Raw genomic sequence first — 16,517 nt, 5'->3', positions numbered from 1 at the left:
TCATGGATAATTGTTTCCATCCTCAGGGCAACTTCATAGATTTCAGAGCCGTAAAGCAAACCATCTCACGGCTCAAACGACTCTTACCACGGCATCAATATAAATGTCTTCTCACTATCATAAAAAACACACCCGTAAAGGCATGGCCTGTGAGATCTACACAACGATACTCTGACCGTGAAGCGGAACAACGACATCAAACCCATTGCTCTTGAGATGATCCTGAAAGGCGAAGGTCTGTTCCTCTTCCCCGTGAACCAGCGCTATTTTTTTAATATTCAGATTAGACTCTTTTACCACCCTTGTCATTTCGTCTCTGTCTCCATGGGCCGAAAAACCGCCAAGGATGATAACATGGGCATTGAGGGGGTAATCCTTATTATAAAAGCGAACAGACGGTGGTACTCCTTGGCGGCCTCTGGCGGCATAGGCCTCGCCCTTATCCTGAAGCTGCCGGCCAAAGGTGTTCTGCCCCATGTAACCTACCAAGAGCACCGTATTACGCGGGTCATGAATTTTATGCCGCAGATGGTGCAATACACGGCCACCCTCACACATCCCCGACCCGGCAAGAACAATATGGGGTGTGGTATCGCGGTTTAAGGCCATTGACTCTTCAACACTTTGGACAAACTTCAAATGTGCGAATTTAAAGGGATTGAGCCCATTACGTAAAAAAACCTGATGGGTTTCTTCATCGTAGGTTTCCGGATGCTCTCCAAAGACATGGGTAATATTGGTTGCCAGAGGACTATCCACCCAGACAGGCATGAGAGGGACATCACCTTCAAGATACAGTTCATGTAGGAAATAAATAAGTTCCTGGGTACGGCCATAGGCAAAAGCGGGTATAATTATTGATCCACCTCTATCGTAAGTCTCCAGGATTACCTGTTTCAGCAGGGGTTTCATATTCACGACCGGCTCGTGCAACCTGTTGCCGTAGGTGCTTTCCATGATCATGAGATCAATGTCCCGATGCTCTTCTAAAAACTCCAGCGTCGGATCGTTTATAATGGGTTTATTAAAACGCCCCAGGTCTCCTGAATAGAGCACCGTTTTGCTCCCGCCTGGTCCTGTGTATTTTAACACAGACATGGCAGAGCCCAGAATATGGCCTGCCACATAAAATGTGCAGGTCAGGTTTTGTCCGATGGTAATCGTCTCTTTAAATGGAATACCACGGAAATAGTCCAGGGATTCTTCTGCTTCTTCGATCGTATAGAGAGGTTCTACGGTCTTTAGGTTTTCTTTGTGCAGCAGCTTGTTGATCACTTCATCCCGAAGGTCATAATCTCCAGATTTCAACATCGATCTGATCTCTTCCGCTTCGGCCGGGGTCACTTTACTATCACCACCTCCGGTTTTCAGTTTGCCGAGAAACGCCTTGGCTGTCTTATAATTCAGATAAGACGCATCGCCTTCCTGAATCTTTGCCGAATCTTTGAGGAGATATTCACAGGCCGCAGCGGTGGCTCTGGTGCAGTAAATATGGCCATTGAACCCACTTTTACAGAGTACAGGAATACGGCCGGAGTGATCGATATGGGCGTGAGAAAGAACCATATTGGTAAGGATTCTCGGATCAACAGGTAATGCCCGGTTTTTGATTTCCGTCTCTCTTCTTCTGCCCTGAAAAAGCCCGCAATCCAGAAGAATATTATCATGATCCGTTGTGACAGTGTGAAATGACCCGGTAACCTCACGGGTTGCCCCATAAAATGATACGTGCATATCTACTCCTTCAAAAGAATCTCATTTGCTTCAAACGTGCCGGAAGGCACCGCATAACTCCTGTTGTACATAACAAACAGGAGGGTAAATCTCAACCGCAATGGCCGGGAGAATGCCGCTTCATTTCTTAAATAATCCGGGCATCAACGCAGATCCTATAGGTTTTGGGGCCACAGTGCCCACAACGTATCACCCGGGCCTCCAGCAGAGTTCTCCCCGCATCATCACAGGCCCTTGTCATCTCGGATACAGCATCCTCAAAACGACCGGTCTCGGCCATAGCATAATAATGAATCCAGCCACCATCCTTTTCCAACATTGTAAGTGCCACCGGTAAAAATTCTCCTGCCATTGTCGGTAGAGGCATGGCAATGCGATCAAAGCGCTCAGCAATAAAAAAGGGAAGGTTACCCGCATCTTCTAAATATAAGCGTACATTATTTATTTTCTTATTGAGTTTCACATTAGTTAAAGCATATTCATGGGCGAGAGGATTTTTTTCCACCCCCACAACCCATGCGGCTTCACTGTGCCTGGCAATCAATAGTGGATAAGGACCAACCCCTGAAAACATGACAAGCACCTTCTCTTTTGCCTTCACAAGAGAGGCGATCCGCCTTCGTTCATTACCACTTCTCACACTGAAATAGGTTTTTTCGACATCAAGGTGTAAACGAACCCCAAATTCAGTTACCAGAGTTTCCGTGCGATGTTCGCCTGCAAGGATTTCCAGAGCAATAGTTCGAAATTCCCCGTCGTAATTTCCTGCCCGCTTTGCCACGACATTCACCTTTGTATTGTTGGTAAGCAGCGTATCAGCAATAAGACGCTCTCTTGCCTGCAACTCTTCCGGGACAATGATTACAGCAATATCACCCACCACATCATAGCTGGAGACAAGGAGATCAAGCTCGCCTGCGCTCAGAACGGATGACAGGAGATCTTTAAGTTTACTGGTCATATTTGCAGAAGATCTAAGGGATGCCATTAGGCCGGATATTTTATGAATGAACGACAGCCATTTTAAAATGCGATACTATTCCAGGATCTTACCCATTAGTGACGGTTGGGATATCAAGGCACACAAGATAATCACCATAGAAACTTTCACCGTATTTTTTTGCCACCCTGGGGGCGATTCTGATCCCAACAAAATGAGCGAGCAAAGGGTTGCAGTAGATTCACCCCCCCTGACAGCTTGGTCTTCATCGATCCTAAACGGACCAGACCTATGGAATGTAGTGGTTAAATAAAAAAAGCGTCGTAAGATATGTCTTGTAGACCACTCACGACGCTTTAAGTACCGTATCCCCTCTACTACATGAAGATGAGAGTTCTTTGGCTGCGAGCGTTAGCCCGCCCTGCAATAAAGCCTGTTACAGTGTAATTCTGGTTATATCTTTTTCACATTCTCGGCGGCTGGACCTTTCTGCCCTTCGACCAGATCGAAGGTAACCCTCATACCTTCTTCAAGGGACTTAAATCCCTCCATCTGTATGGATGAATGGTGTACAAATACGTCTTTTCCACCATCCTGCTCAATAAAACCAAATCCTTTTGAATTGTTAAACCATTTCACCGTTCCTTCTGCCATTATGTAACTCCTCTGGTACAAAAGTGCATCTCTATGACCTTCCCGGGAAAAGTCACTCCGTTTTTTCGTTATACCTCTAGGGCCATAAATTTCAATGAAAAACTGACATTCAGATCCATAGTTCTAGAGGAAGAGTTAGAATTCCAGTGTTACAGCTAGCATCGAAGATTTTTTTGTAATCGATGGTCATATATGCTATAAAATAGTCTCAATCTTATCCTCCCTCATAGAAATGATGTGTATAAATACTTATAAAACACCACTCATTTCTATAGACAAATGACACATCTTAATTGTATTAGCATTTGTTAGAATGCAGCCCCTGGATCACCCAACTGTATAGTGCTGCATCGCGAATATTTTTTATATGTCCTATTAATTTTACCTTGAGGTCAAGGTTACAATGACAACTGAAATCGAACACAAATTACAAGTTAGAAATCTCACCCTTGATGACTACGAAACAGTCCGTGACATGAGTCTGCGGGTCTACAAGAGTGTTGCAAACCTTCAGTGGCCAGAAAAGACTTTTCGACTTTTGATCGAAACTTTTCCGGAAGGTCAGGTATGTATTGAAGACCATGGAAAACCGGTTGCGGTCGCCTTTTCTCTTACTATTGATTATAGCCTTTTTGGCGACAGTCACTCTTACTCACAGATAACTGCAGATGGCAACTACACCACCCATGATCCCGAAGGTGACTACCTTTACGGCATTGAGGTTATTGTTGACCCCGAATATCAGGGCATGCGTCTTGGACGAAGACTCTATGATACTCGCAAGGAACTGGCGAAGAACCTCAATCTCAAGGGTATCCTCATTGGTGGACGTATTCCAGGATATCACAAGTATTCCGAGGAGATATCACCCGAAGAGTATATCATCAAGGTAAAACAACGGGAGATTTATGATCCTGTACTCACCTTCCAGATGTCCAATGACTTTCATGTGCTCAACATTCTTGATGACTACTGGCCTGATGACCATCATTCCCGCGGAAATGCCGTATTGCTTGAGTGGATTAATATTTATTACAGGAAAAGAACAAAACTGATCGGCCGCACCCAGTCTATTGCCCGAATTGGTGTCGTCCAGTGGCAGATGCGTCGGTTTGACTCCTTTGAAGACTTTCTGCAACAGGTCGAATTTTTTGTCGATACCGTCAGCGATTACAAAGCTGATATCGTGCTTTTTCCCGAACTATTCAATGCGCCACTTATCCATACCTATGAAGGCAACAATCCGATGGAAGCCATGCGCATGCTCGCCTCTCATACCGAGAATCTGCGTCTGGCGATGATTGAAATGGCCTTGAGCTACAATATCAACATTATTACCGGCAGTGTACCTGAACTGCGTGACGACGGTAACCTCTATAATGTCAGCTATCTTTGCAGACGTGACGGAACCTGGGATTATCAATCAAAGCTTCATATTACCCCCGACGAAGATAGCCATTGGGGCTTTAGCGGTGGCCATGATCTCAAAGTTTTCGATACCGATGTCGGTAAGATTGGAATTTTAATCTGCTATGATGTCGAATTTCCTGAACTGGCCCGAATTCAGGCAGAAAAAGGCATGAAGATGCTGTTTGTCCCCTTCTGGACAGATACCAAGACGGGATACCTCAGGGTCCGCCGCTGCGCTCAGGCGCGCGCCATTGAAAATGAGTGCTTCGTCGCCATATCCGGAAGCGTCGGCAATATTCCTAAAGTAGAGACCATGGGAATCCAGTATTCGCAAGCTGCGGTTTTCACCCCATCGGATTTCTCGTTTCCCCACGATGCAATAGCCTCTGAGGCAACACCTGGAATTGAGACAACACTCATCAACGACCTTGATCTTGATCTGATAAAAGAATTGCGACAGAAGGGAAGTGTGCGTAATGCCAAGAGCCGTAGAAATGATCTTTACGAGCTCCGCTGGAAAGGCAACAAATAAGACCTCTACTCAGCGGGCTGGCCACCTGGCCAGTCCGCTGTATTTTTCATTATATTTTCAGCTGCCGATCAGTTTTGGCAACACTGCTGCAGCAAAGCTGAGTACAAAAAAGAAACCGCACATATCAGTTACGGTCGTCAGTAATGGACTTGAAACCAGAGCCGGATCCAGTTTGAATCGCTTTAAAATAAGCGGCAACACCCCGCCAAGACAGACTGAAACAATGGTATTTGCTGCAAGCGCGCCGCCTACCACTGCACCAAGCCAGGGATTTCCCTGCCAGAGATAGGCAACCCCTCCAAGCATCACACCGAGCACCAACCCGTTGATCAAACCAACCCGTATCTCTTTGGCAAGGACCCAGAACAACTCATTGGGCCGCACCAGCCCAAGAGAGAGCTCCCGCATGGATACTGCCACAGCTTGATTTCCCGAACAACCACTCATATCACTGACCATCGGCAGAAAAACTGCAAGAGTGATAGCCGCAGCCAAGGTGTCCTGATACATGGCAATTACGCTTGCCGCGATGATATTAAGCACAATATTCATACTCAACCAGGACAAGCGTCTGCCGGATCGCGACAGCAGTCCCATGGTCCTGAATTCCTCTCCGCCGATGATACCACTGAGACGCAGAAAGGTACGGGTTGTCTGTTTAGATACCTGCTCTTCAACAGCACTGGCGAGGACCACCCCCACCAGCCGCTCTTTGTTATCTAGTACCGGAACCCCCAGAAAGTTATGTTCTTCAAAAAAGATCCGCAACTCTTTTAATGTGGCCTGATCCCGTACCGTCAGTGGCCCCGGAATCATCAGCTCGGACAGACGGGTGTTGCGCTTGGGAAACAGTATATCGTGCATGCGCAGAACACCGAGCAGGCGATCATCGGGGTCCGTCACATAAAAGTATTGCACATGATAGTCACTATATTCTTCACGGTTGGCATGAAGGTCGTCCAGTACATTCTGAACGGTAGCGTCAGCCTGATAGGCGAGGAACTCAGAAATCATCAAGCCCCCGGCACTTTCAGAGGGATATTCCAGCAACATGCGTGCCTCAGTGGCATCTTCATGCCCCATCTTCCTCAGAATGGCCTGACTGGCTTCCTCGTCTATTTCGCTGAGAACATCAACCAGAAAATCGCTGTCAAGTTCTTCCATGATCGCGGCAGCCTGACTGGAGTTCATCTCCTCTACAAGCTCAACTGCGTGGGCCTCTGGAATGTCTTCTATTATATCGGCAGCATCCTCCGGGCTGAGCATCGAGAGCAATCGAAGCTGCTCTTCAGAGGTAAGACGTGAGATAGCACGGGCCGTTTCCGGAGGCGTCATGCTGTCGAGATATTCAGTCAATTCAAGGCTGTTACCAGCTTTGATTAAATTGCTCAGTACTTCCCATGAAGAGGTGTTGGCGTCCATATCTGCCTCAGAAAAAGATTAAAGTGTACTTAAAATATCTGTATGGTCAGGAAAAGAGTCAGGTAGAGAAGCAGACAGGCCCAGGAAGATACCAGGGCCATAGTATTCTGGTCATACAACCGACATACAAAGCATCGTAAACCTTTACAAAACCTACAACAGAATATAACTGACTTTTTAACAATCTATCAGCTAAGGGTGAATAGTACTTCTCTCCTCCCTTCACTTCAAGATCCATTATTTGACTTGAGAATTAAATAAGGATAAACCTGCGTGTTACAATTCTTTGATCTATGAGATAGAGTCGCTGTGCTGTCGATACCCTGATAAAAAAACAAAACAGGGACAACACTTTTGCCCGGCTTGCAGAAAAACACCACACAATCTTGTTCTTCTCTCAGCTCCACAGCAGAAAGAGGTGAAAACCAGATACAATCAAAAAAACACGCAAACGCCCTTGCAGTTGAACAAACAGATAACCCCTGCAGACCATAAAATTAACAATTTAAAGGAGTACGTAAAAAATCATGTTTCTCATTTCATGGCAGGAATGGATACTTGCCGGTTCAGGCGCACTTTTAGTTATTGTCTACCACATCTACCTGTACCTAAGAGTCAGACGTCATCCACTGTCTACTTCAATTGGCATCACCAATCATGCACGTAAAATCTGGGTTGAGGAAATCAGAAAAGACAGACGTGATATCCTGGCGGTGCAGACCATCCGGAATCAGATGATGGCTGCGACCTTTCTGGCCTCAACATCCATCATCATCAGTCTTGGAGCATTCGGCGCCGCATTTCGGCCGGGAACCTTTCAGGAGGTTTCCCATTTTCTTAATTTTTTTGGCACCAAAACCGAATCTCTGTGGATGTTCAAACTGATGTTGCTTGGGATACTGTTTTTTTATGCTTTTTTTAATTTTACTCTTTCCATACGCTACTACAACCACACAGGATTCATGATCAATACCTATGCACAAAATGATTCCACCGTCTCAGATAAAGCGATAACCCAAATCATCAATCACGGAGCATTGCATTATACTATCGGCATGCGGGGATTCTACCTGTCGATACCAATGGCGCTCTGGATGTTTGGACCAATCTGGATGCTGTGTGGCAGCATTGCTATGGTCATCACTTTATATCGACTGGACCAGGAGGCGTAACTCCGCTATATCGTGAAAAATGGGCGGGCTTACTGGCTCCGGAAAGTAGAATCTAGTCGGATACTCTGCGCTCTGTTGATAGAGAAAAACAAATGAATACCGCCTAAAAACCAAGCGGCCAGGCGCGAATTACTAATGTATATAACCACCAGAAGCAGCACTGTGAGGGCTTGATGTATGAAAGAAATCAAAGGTATCGTCAGTTTCGCTATAGTCCGGAAATGAAACAGCTCCTATGGTGGGCACCGGTCGCAGCGGTGCATTATTTGGTTATTAAAAATTTACCCCATGATGCAAAAGTCGACCAGACCTGTATTGACCTTTTTTCTTGTTTCCTGTTGTTATAAGGAGTCTGCTCCATGAAGGGGATCTCCCTTGTCGTTGTCCTATTTTTCAATGCGCAATCCGTCACAGAACAATCGAATTGATCGTGTCATTGCATTGTCATCGTTATCACTTGGGAGAAACCTACGGTAACGGAAGTGTTTTCAGCATAGCTAACCTTGCATTTTTCAAGATCCCTTTCCTCCGGCCTTTCAATTTTCAATCCTCAAAGGGCTGCCATTTTATAAATATCATTGATATCAAAACGATACAGAGTGGCATAAGATTTGCTCAAGAAGCTGTGTCGGCTGGTGTAGCATAACCGGCAGCTTGGAAGATATAGACCTGATTTTTAGCAAAAATACATTTAACGGCAAATAATTCCGGCATTTTTGGGTGATCGTTTAAGAGATTCAAAATTATGTTTTAAAAGGAGTAGACATGCTTACTATCCTGGTCATTGTCTTTGTGATTGCCTATGCGTCCATAGCTCTTGAGCATCCGCTCAAGGTTAACAAATCAGCTTCGGCACTCATTGCTGCCGGACTGCTGTGGACAGTTTACGCGCTGATGGGAGGTGATCATCATCTCATTTCGGAAAATCTCAATGAATCGGTGGCAGCTACTGCCCAGATTGTTTTCTTTCTTATGGGCGCCATGACTATCGTTGAGGTTGTTGATGCCCACAACGGTTTTTATGTCATTACCTCCCGCATCAAGACAAAAAAACTTACAACACTGCTCTGGCTGGTCGGTTTTGTCAGCTTTTTCCTCAGTTCGATTCTTGATAATCTAACCACCACTATCGTCATGATTTCGCTCATGAAAAAACTGATTGATCCGCACGATGATCGTTTATTCTTCGCCGGCATCATCGTTATTGCCGCCAATGCCGGTGGTGCGTGGACGCCGATCGGTGATGTAACAACAACCATGCTGTGGATCGGCGGTCAGATTACCACGCTGAATATCATGCAGGGAGTCTTCCTGCCATCAATTGCCTGTCTTATTGTCCCCTTAGCCCTGATGTCTTATGTCCTGCGTGGAAAGATGGTCATAGAACCGAAAAAGAACGGTAACGGCAAAAAAATCCAGACGACTCTGTTTGAACAGAATTTTATGTTTTGCATGGGAATCGGTACCCTTGTTGCCGTGCCGATTTTCAAGTCTATAACCCATTTGCCGCCTTTTTTGGGAATACTGTTCGGCCTTGGCGTTCTTTGGCTGGTCGGCGAGATACTGCATCGCAATAAACTCGACGAATTCAAAGAGCATCTCACGCTCGTCGCCGCATTAAAACGCATCGATATGAGCTGCATAATCTTCTTCGTCGGGATTCTGCTGGCGGTTGCCACCCTGGAACACAGTCATATTCTCGCAGCTGTCGCACTGTGGCTTAATAATACTGTTGGCAGTATGGGTATCATCGTCACCCTCATAGGTCTCGCCAGCGCGATTGTCGATAACGTCCCCTTAGTCGCTGCTTCAATGGGTATGTATAGCATGCAGACCTATCCCACCGACAGTTTTCTCTGGGAGTTCATGGCGTACTGTGCCGGAACCGGTGGCTCCATCCTCATCATTGGCTCTGCTGCGGGGGTTGCCGCCATGGGCTTGGAAAAAATCCATTTTATCTGGTATGCGAAAAAAATCGGTGGACTCGCAGCTCTGGGTTATTTTTCCGGAATTGTAATATATATATTGCAATACAAGATGCTGCATGCGGCCGGTTAGAGACAACCAGCAAGGGCAAAGCAGGTTCTCGACAGATTATCGTCTTGTGAGAATGAGTAGAGCAGAAAAAATAAATATGCTAATGTCCAGAGGTGGTAAAGATATCTTGTAAATGTAAGTGTGTATCGGCCAGTCTCAGCGCGTCTCATTTCTTTCTCAACTTGTAGCGGATCAATGACATATACACAGGGAGTTCTCAATATACTGGTTGTTGATGATGAGAAAAATATCCGCAAAACTCTCTCGTATTGCCTCGAAACCGAGGGCCATACGGTTGTTGCCGTCGCCAACTCCCAGGAAGCCCTCAAAGAGGCAAGAAGATGCTCTTTCGATATAGCCTTCATTGACCTCAGGCTCGACGGAGAAAACGGGATGGATCTTATCCCGCCGCTGTTAACCGAATTACCCTGGTTGAAAATTGTCGTCATCACCGCAAATGCGACAATTGAGAGCGCTGTCCAGGCGATGCGGCGTGGTGCATCCGATTACATTGAAAAGCCCTTTACCAGTGCCCAGGTTAAGCTTCTGGTGCGGACACTGGGCCATATCCGGGATCTCGAAAATGAGATAACTGTTCTGAAAGAAGACAGCCGGAGGTTTGCGCCCGAAGCATTGTTACAGAGCAAAAATCCAGAAATGTTCCGAATACTTGAGATGCTTCGAAAAGCAGCTCTCTCTGAAGCGATTATCCTGCTGCGGGGTGAAAGCGGCACCGGAAAATCCATCTTCGCCAAGACCATTCATAATTCGAGTCCAAGAGCGAAGAAACCGATGATGATAGTCTCATGTCCTGCGGTCCCCAATGAACTTCTCGAAAGTGAATTGTTTGGCCACGCCAAGGGGTCATTTACCGGGGCAGTGAAAGAGAGTCCGGGACGCATTGCTGCATGTGAGGGCGGCACCCTGTTTTTGGATGAAATTGGTGATATGGCCCTGCCTATTCAAGCAAAATTACTGCGCTTTATCCAGGATAAGGAATATGAGCGTCTCGGTGAATCACTGTCCCGAAAAGCTAATGTGAGGATCGTTACCGCCACCAATGTCAACCTGGAACAACGGGTAGCTGAAGGGTTGTTTCGCGAAGACCTGTTTTACCGGATAAATGTTATCAGTGTAAACGTCCCGCCTCTGAGAAAGAGGCAGGAAGATATCATGGCCATAGCCCAGGACTTCTGCGCTTTTTTTAGTCTTGCCAACCACAAGAACATTACCGGTTTTGATGAAAGCGCTGAACGAGCACTGCTGGATCATTCATGGCCTGGCAATGTAAGAGAGCTTCGAAATGCTATCGAACGGGCGGTGATTCTAGGAAGCGGTCACCTGATAACCGCCGATGATCTGCCGGAAAAGGTTGTTCCATCTACCAATTCCCCTGTACTTGGTGATCTTTTACCCTTATCGACTATTGAAGAACTCCATATCAAAAAAGTCTTGAAAAAAACCGCTTCAATCCAGGAAGCAGCCGATATTCTTGGTATAGATCAGGCCACTTTATGGCGAAGAAGGAAAACATACGGAATCTGAACCGGTTTCCGCATGCAGCATGCCTTGCATTTTTCAAGGATCTTTCCCACCGACCTTTCATTATTCAATCCTCAAAAGGCTGATTTTTATGAATATCAGCTATTTTCGTACAACCAGGAGATGGCATAATATTTGCTATTTCGCTTATGTCGGCTGAAACGCCGTCATTGACAGGACAAAGGATGGTGCGATGAATTTAAAAAAGAAAATATTAGTAGGCTATGGGGTGGCTTTAACCCTGATGGGTCTTGTTGTTACCTGGGCGATCCTGAATTTATGGTCCCTGGGGCAAACGACAGACGCTATTTTACATGATTACTATCGAAGTATCCTTGCTGTTGAAAATATGCAAGATGCCCTGGCAAAACAGGACAGTGGCATACTGCTCATGTTTTTGGGGGACATGAACAAAGGTATTGCTCAGTACCGCGACAATGAACAGCTTTTTCTGGAAGGTCTTGAACGGGCAAAAAAAAGTATCACCGTCCAGGGGGAGTCGGAAGTTGTCATTGAAATCGAAAAACTTTACAGCGACTACCGCAGGCAGTTTGTGCTCCTAAGCGGTGGGCAGGATCAGCATAGTCCGATATACCCCTTGACCCTTGAAACCTATAACAGGGTCATTTTTCCGGTATTCAGCCAGGTCAGGGCAACCTGTATGAAGCTAAGAAACATGAATGAAAAGACCATGTACACGGTCAGTGAAAAAGCGGGAAAAATATCTCGACGCGCGATCTGGTCAACACTGGCAGTCGCCTCAACTGCCTCAATTATCGCCCTCATTTTCAGCCTTGTTTTTGCCGAAAAGCTGGTACTTCCATTGCGACGCTTTGTGGATGCGGCCAAGAAAATAACTGCCGGTGAATATTCGATTCAGCTTTCCGTCCAAACAACGGATGAACTGGGACACCTTGCTGTGGAATTTAACCGGATGACCGCTCAGCTCCGACAGTATCACGTAATGAACGTTCATCGAATCATTGCTGAGAAAAATAAGGCTGATGCGATCCTTGCCAGTATCGAGGACGGCATGATCGTCTTTGATACGGAACATAAAGTGACTGGTATCAATCCGGCCGGTCGCCGCATCCTCAACATAGATTTCAACGAGAAGGATGTTCTGTACTGTGAACAGATTCTTTCTGAACAAAACATCTGTGAAATAATCGCAGAAACAATAACAGCCGGAAAACCACCCGATATTCCAGAGGATCTCAGGATAACCACCTTTCAATTGGATGAGAGTACTCGTCATTACCTCTTTTCGGTAACGGCCATTGGGCAAAGTCCTGAAAAACTCTCTGGAGTCGTTCTGTTGCTAAAAGACATTACCCAGTTACGCGAGGTCGAGAGGCTTAAAAACGAATTCGTCATGGCTGCCTCACATGAGTTGCGCACCCCTCTTACCAGCCTGGGGATGGGAATTGATCTTCTTCTCGAACATGCTGTTCAATTTCTCCCTGACAAAGAAAAAGAGCTTCTTAAAGCCGCCCATGACGAGGTTCATCGCATGAAAACAATGGTCCACGACCTGCTGGATCTGTCAAAAATTGAGGCGGGCAGAACTGATCTGGAATTTGAAAGTATCCCGGTTGGTGCGCTGTTTGAACATGCACGCCATACTTTTAAAGGCCAGGTCAGTATGAAGCATATCCATTTGCATATTGACGATACGGAAAATCTGCCATCTGTTCGGGCGGACGCCAGCAAGATAGTCTGGGTTCTCTCGAATCTTGTGTCAAACGCCCTCAGGTATGTCGATCAGGGGAGCTACATACGGCTTACCGCCAAAAGAGTGGGGGCTAATATCCACATTTCCGTCGAGGATGATGGTATAGGCATACCGCTTGAACATCAGACTCGAATATTTCAAAAATTTGTTCAGGTCAACAAACAGGAAGGCGGGAGGACAGGACTTGGCCTGGCTATCTCAAAGGAAATAGTTCGTGCGCATGGCGGCACAATCTGGGTTGAATCCAGCCCGGGAAAGGGAAGTGTCTTCACTTTCACCGTACCGATATACCAGTGTTAAATGACCAGGGTAGACACGTTCAGAGCTTACAAATACCGGCTGGCGTAACCCCGAAAATTTTAATGATTGTAACCATCAAGGTGCGTTGTCAATACACGTACCTCTAACATCTGCTCTACTGAAAAAGGATTCTAAAATGGCGGAAATTTTAAAGGCGAAGGTGCTGCTGGTTGATGACGAAGAGTTGTTTTTGGCGGCACTGGCAAAAAGACTCGAAGTGCGTGGGATGCAGGTCAGCACAGTGACAAGAGGAGAAGATGCGGTGGCCATAGCCGATAAACAGGCGTTTGATCTCGTCGTTCTCGACTTGTCTATGCCCGGCATAGACGGTCTGGAAACCTTGAAACGGATTAAAGCCAGGCAGCCGGATGCTGAAATTATCATACTCACGGGGGAGGGCTCCATCAGAACCAGCATTGAGGCGATGAAGGCAGGAGCCGAAGACTTCTTGCAGAAACCGGTCAGCATTGTTGAGCTGGTTAATAAAATCAGTGAGGCCAAGGATAAACGGACGCATATCCTGGAAAAAAAGAGTGTCAAAGAGATCGAACAGATTCTGCAAACCAAGGCCTGGTAGAGACAAGAGCATTGCAGCCGTCAACCAAAATTGTGAAATAGAGCGATTGAGCAGAAGGAGACAACCCATGAAGAATGAACAACAAACTATTCGAGACATCATGATTCCTTTGACAGGGTTTCCCTGTTTAAAGGAGAGTAGCACGGTCCGGGAGGCGATCCAGCAACTGCGGTCGTTCTGTCCTATCGGCAGTTCCGCGCCCTGTGGTTTCAATGAATTGATGGTAGTAAACGACCAGGACAGACTTGTTGGCCGGGTCACCCAACAGGGTATTTTAAAGGTGCTTTTTGCTACCCTTCTCGATCCAGCCGGCATTAAACCCTTTGAGGGGAGGACCCTGCAGTACAGCGACCTGTCAACCCTGCTGAACGGAGTTCTGATCAGAGAAGGAGTCAATCACCTCGAGGCCAGCATCTCCTCGGTAATAGAAAAAGACATCAGAGTACTGCCCGTATCCTTCGACCTGATCCAGGCCATGTCGGTCATGGTAATGGGGGAAGAAACCGTTCTCCCGGTTGAAGAACAGGGTGTGCTTTGCGGAGTTGTCAAGTTAGCCGAGATCTTTTACGCCATCGGTGACACGCTTTTATCAATAAATCATAAATTGTGAAGGAAGGACAGATACTATGTCATCAACATTAAGCGCAGCAGTGGAAGTGACAACCCCGTTTGACTGGAAGAGGGTATTCTTTCTCTTTCTTGGAATAGCTTTGTTCAGTATCGTTTATTATTCGCCTCCGTGGCCGGATGCTATCGATCCGATGGGCAAGCATTTCACCTTGTCCCTGCAGGGTAAGGGGGCACTGGCGCTCTTTGCCCTTGCCGCCACCTGGTGGATTTTTGAGGTTCTGCCTATTGGTGTTACCGGAATTGCCATTGGGGTAATACAAGCCATGTTTTTAATCCGAAAGCCAGAGGTTGCCTTCAAGGATTTTATGGATCCCTCGGTCCTTTTTATCTTTGGTTCAATCGTTATTGGTCTGGTATTTACCAAGAGTGGACTGACGAAAAGGATGGCCTATAAAATGCTGTCGGTTGTCGGAGAGCGGACCAGCATGATCTATCTCGGTTGTTTCGTCATGACCGTCGCCCTGACCCACCTGATGGCCCATACTGCGGTGGCCGCCACCATGTTTCCGCTTTTGATGGCGATTAACGCCCTCTACTCCGAGGACGACAAGCCGACCAAGTTCGGTAAAGGTCTTTTTATCGGTATGGCCTATGTGGCCGGTGCCGGCAGCATCATCACCCTGCTGGGTTCTGCCCGCGCTGCTGTGGGTATCGCCTTTTTTAAGGAGATGACCGGCGTTGAAATCAGTTTTTTCCAACTCACCTACTATTTGTTCCCGTTAGGCTGGATTATGGTTGGTTTGTTATGGGCAATGATGATGGTTTTTTTCAAGCCGGAAAAAGCAGTAATCCCAGGACTCAAAGAACGCGCCCAACTGATGTATACTGAACTGGGTAACTGGAGCAGAAACGAAATAATGACCCTGGTAATCGTTCTCTCTGTCATCGTACTGATCGCCGCAAAAAACTTTGTCCCGGCCCTGAAGACGATTGACAAAACCGCAATCCTTTTGTCTTCAACCCTGTTGTTCTTTGTATTCAACATCCTGAAGGTCGAGGATCTTGAAGATATCCCATGGAATATCATCCTGCTCTTCGGTGGGGCGATGTCTATCGGTTTCTGTCTCTGGCAGACCCATGCCGCCGAGTGGCTGGCGGTTAACTGGCTGGGGCTCTTTAAAGAGGCACCGGCAATTTTGTTCATTCTGAGCATAGCCTTTTTTGTTATGGTCATGACCAATTTTATCATGAACGTGGCGGCGATCGCTATTTCCCTGCCGGTGGCCCTGGTTGTCGCGCCATATCTTGGTGTTGCTGGTGACGTTATTTTCTTCTCAGCTCTGGCAACTGCAGGAATGCCTTTCTTTTTGTTGATCGGAGCCGCACCCAACGCCATCGCCTACGGCTCGAAACAATTCACCGCCGGCGAATTTTTCCGTTATGGTGTTCTGGCAAGTATTGTACTGATGTTTGTGGTATGGGTGATGGTCACGGTTATCTGGCCGATCATGGGGATGCCTATTCTGCTGGCAAAGTAATTCTTCTGCAGGGAGAACATCAGTAGTACACGAGCCTGTTTGGCACGCCTGCTGATGTTCTATTGATCAGAGTACTATTCACTGGACTGAGCTCACCACTGAAGCAGATAAATGAATCCTCTCTTTTCTTCTTGTATTATCGGGTTGTAAAGCGGAACTGCCAAAAATCCCGTTATCCTCACTCCAATCCTACGATGTATCGCCCAAGGTATTTTGAGTCTGTAATTCACCTGAAAATCGTATAAAGCGCACACTTTAAGCCCAAGAAACAACCCTACGAGCACGGTTTAGTTGAAAAACCGTGCTTTTTTCTTGCCTTTTTTGCGTGTACGTATTAAGCTTATACGCACACTT

Annotated in this window: 12 protein-coding genes; 8 read left to right on the top strand and 4 right to left on the bottom strand. The window is 46.5% G+C overall.

The window, feature by feature from the left end:
• Positions 1 to 156: 156 nt before the first annotated feature.
• The 3 genes from FCL48_RS16215 to FCL48_RS16205 all read right to left on the bottom strand — a co-directional run bounded on the left by FCL48_RS16215 (position 157) and on the right by FCL48_RS16205 (position 3,328).
• Positions 157 to 1,734 carry an MBL fold metallo-hydrolase RNA specificity domain-containing protein gene (locus FCL48_RS16215; RefSeq protein ID WP_136873516.1) on the bottom strand — a complete coding sequence of 526 codons (1,578 nt, stop codon included), beginning with the start codon at positions 1,732 to 1,734 and terminating at the stop codon, positions 157 to 159.
• A gap of 127 nt (positions 1,735 to 1,861) precedes the next feature.
• The gene (locus FCL48_RS16210) at positions 1,862 to 2,695 is read right to left on the bottom strand and encodes a class I SAM-dependent methyltransferase family protein (protein ID WP_169309250.1); all 834 of its coding nucleotides are present in this window, start codon (positions 2,693 to 2,695) and stop codon (positions 1,862 to 1,864) included.
• Positions 2,696 to 3,127: 432 nt separating this feature from the next.
• A complete protein-coding gene (locus FCL48_RS16205; protein ID WP_136873512.1) occupies positions 3,128 to 3,328 on the bottom strand; it encodes a cold-shock protein in 201 nt (66 codons plus the stop codon).
• A gap of 403 nt (positions 3,329 to 3,731) precedes the next feature.
• On the opposite strand from FCL48_RS16205, the gene FCL48_RS16200 reads away from it, so the two are divergent.
• Positions 3,732 to 5,270 (top strand): bifunctional GNAT family N-acetyltransferase/carbon-nitrogen hydrolase family protein, encoded by a 1,539-nt coding sequence (locus tag FCL48_RS16200; RefSeq protein WP_136873510.1) that lies wholly within the window; start codon positions 3,732 to 3,734, stop codon positions 5,268 to 5,270.
• Between the two features lie 57 nt (positions 5,271 to 5,327).
• Here FCL48_RS16200 and mgtE read toward each other — a convergent pair whose 3' ends face one another.
• Positions 5,328 to 6,692, bottom strand: coding sequence for a magnesium transporter (mgtE, locus tag FCL48_RS16195; RefSeq protein ID WP_136873508.1), 1,365 nt, complete (start codon positions 6,690 to 6,692; stop codon positions 5,328 to 5,330).
• A gap of 527 nt (positions 6,693 to 7,219) precedes the next feature.
• Here mgtE and FCL48_RS16190 point away from each other — a divergent pair.
• From FCL48_RS16190 to FCL48_RS16160, 7 genes are all read left to right on the top strand, one after another.
• Complete coding sequence (locus FCL48_RS16190) at positions 7,220 to 7,864, top strand: DUF599 domain-containing protein (protein ID WP_136873506.1); 645 nt, start codon at positions 7,220 to 7,222, stop codon at positions 7,862 to 7,864.
• Between the two features lie 765 nt (positions 7,865 to 8,629).
• On the top strand, positions 8,630 to 9,922 hold the full coding sequence (nhaD, locus tag FCL48_RS16185; RefSeq protein ID WP_136873504.1) for a sodium:proton antiporter NhaD: 1,293 nt from the start codon (positions 8,630 to 8,632) through the stop codon (positions 9,920 to 9,922).
• A 174-nt stretch (positions 9,923 to 10,096) separates the two neighbouring features.
• Complete coding sequence (locus FCL48_RS16180; protein WP_136873502.1) at positions 10,097 to 11,446, top strand: sigma-54 dependent transcriptional regulator; 1,350 nt, start codon at positions 10,097 to 10,099, stop codon at positions 11,444 to 11,446.
• Positions 11,447 to 11,636: 190 nt separating this feature from the next.
• Positions 11,637 to 13,478: an ATP-binding protein gene (locus FCL48_RS16175; protein WP_136873500.1), complete on the top strand. Its 1,842-nt coding sequence runs from the start codon at positions 11,637 to 11,639 to the stop codon at positions 13,476 to 13,478.
• A gap of 136 nt (positions 13,479 to 13,614) precedes the next feature.
• Positions 13,615 to 14,055, top strand: coding sequence for a response regulator (locus FCL48_RS16170; protein ID WP_136873499.1), 441 nt, complete (start codon positions 13,615 to 13,617; stop codon positions 14,053 to 14,055).
• 67 nt (positions 14,056 to 14,122) lie between these two features.
• Entirely contained in the window at positions 14,123 to 14,665 is a 543-nt protein-coding gene (locus FCL48_RS16165; protein ID WP_136873497.1) for a CBS domain-containing protein, read from the top strand.
• A gap of 16 nt (positions 14,666 to 14,681) precedes the next feature.
• Complete coding sequence (locus tag FCL48_RS16160) at positions 14,682 to 16,163, top strand: SLC13 family permease (protein WP_136873496.1); 1,482 nt, start codon at positions 14,682 to 14,684, stop codon at positions 16,161 to 16,163.
• The last annotated feature ends 354 nt before the right edge of the window (positions 16,164 to 16,517 follow it).

The sequence above is a fragment of the Desulforhopalus sp. IMCC35007 genome (assembly GCF_005116575.1).
GTDB lineage: Bacteria > Desulfobacterota > Desulfobulbia > Desulfobulbales > Desulfocapsaceae > Desulforhopalus_A.
Note: the sequence above shows the minus strand (reverse complement) of the source record. Positions and strands in the feature narration are given on the sequence as shown.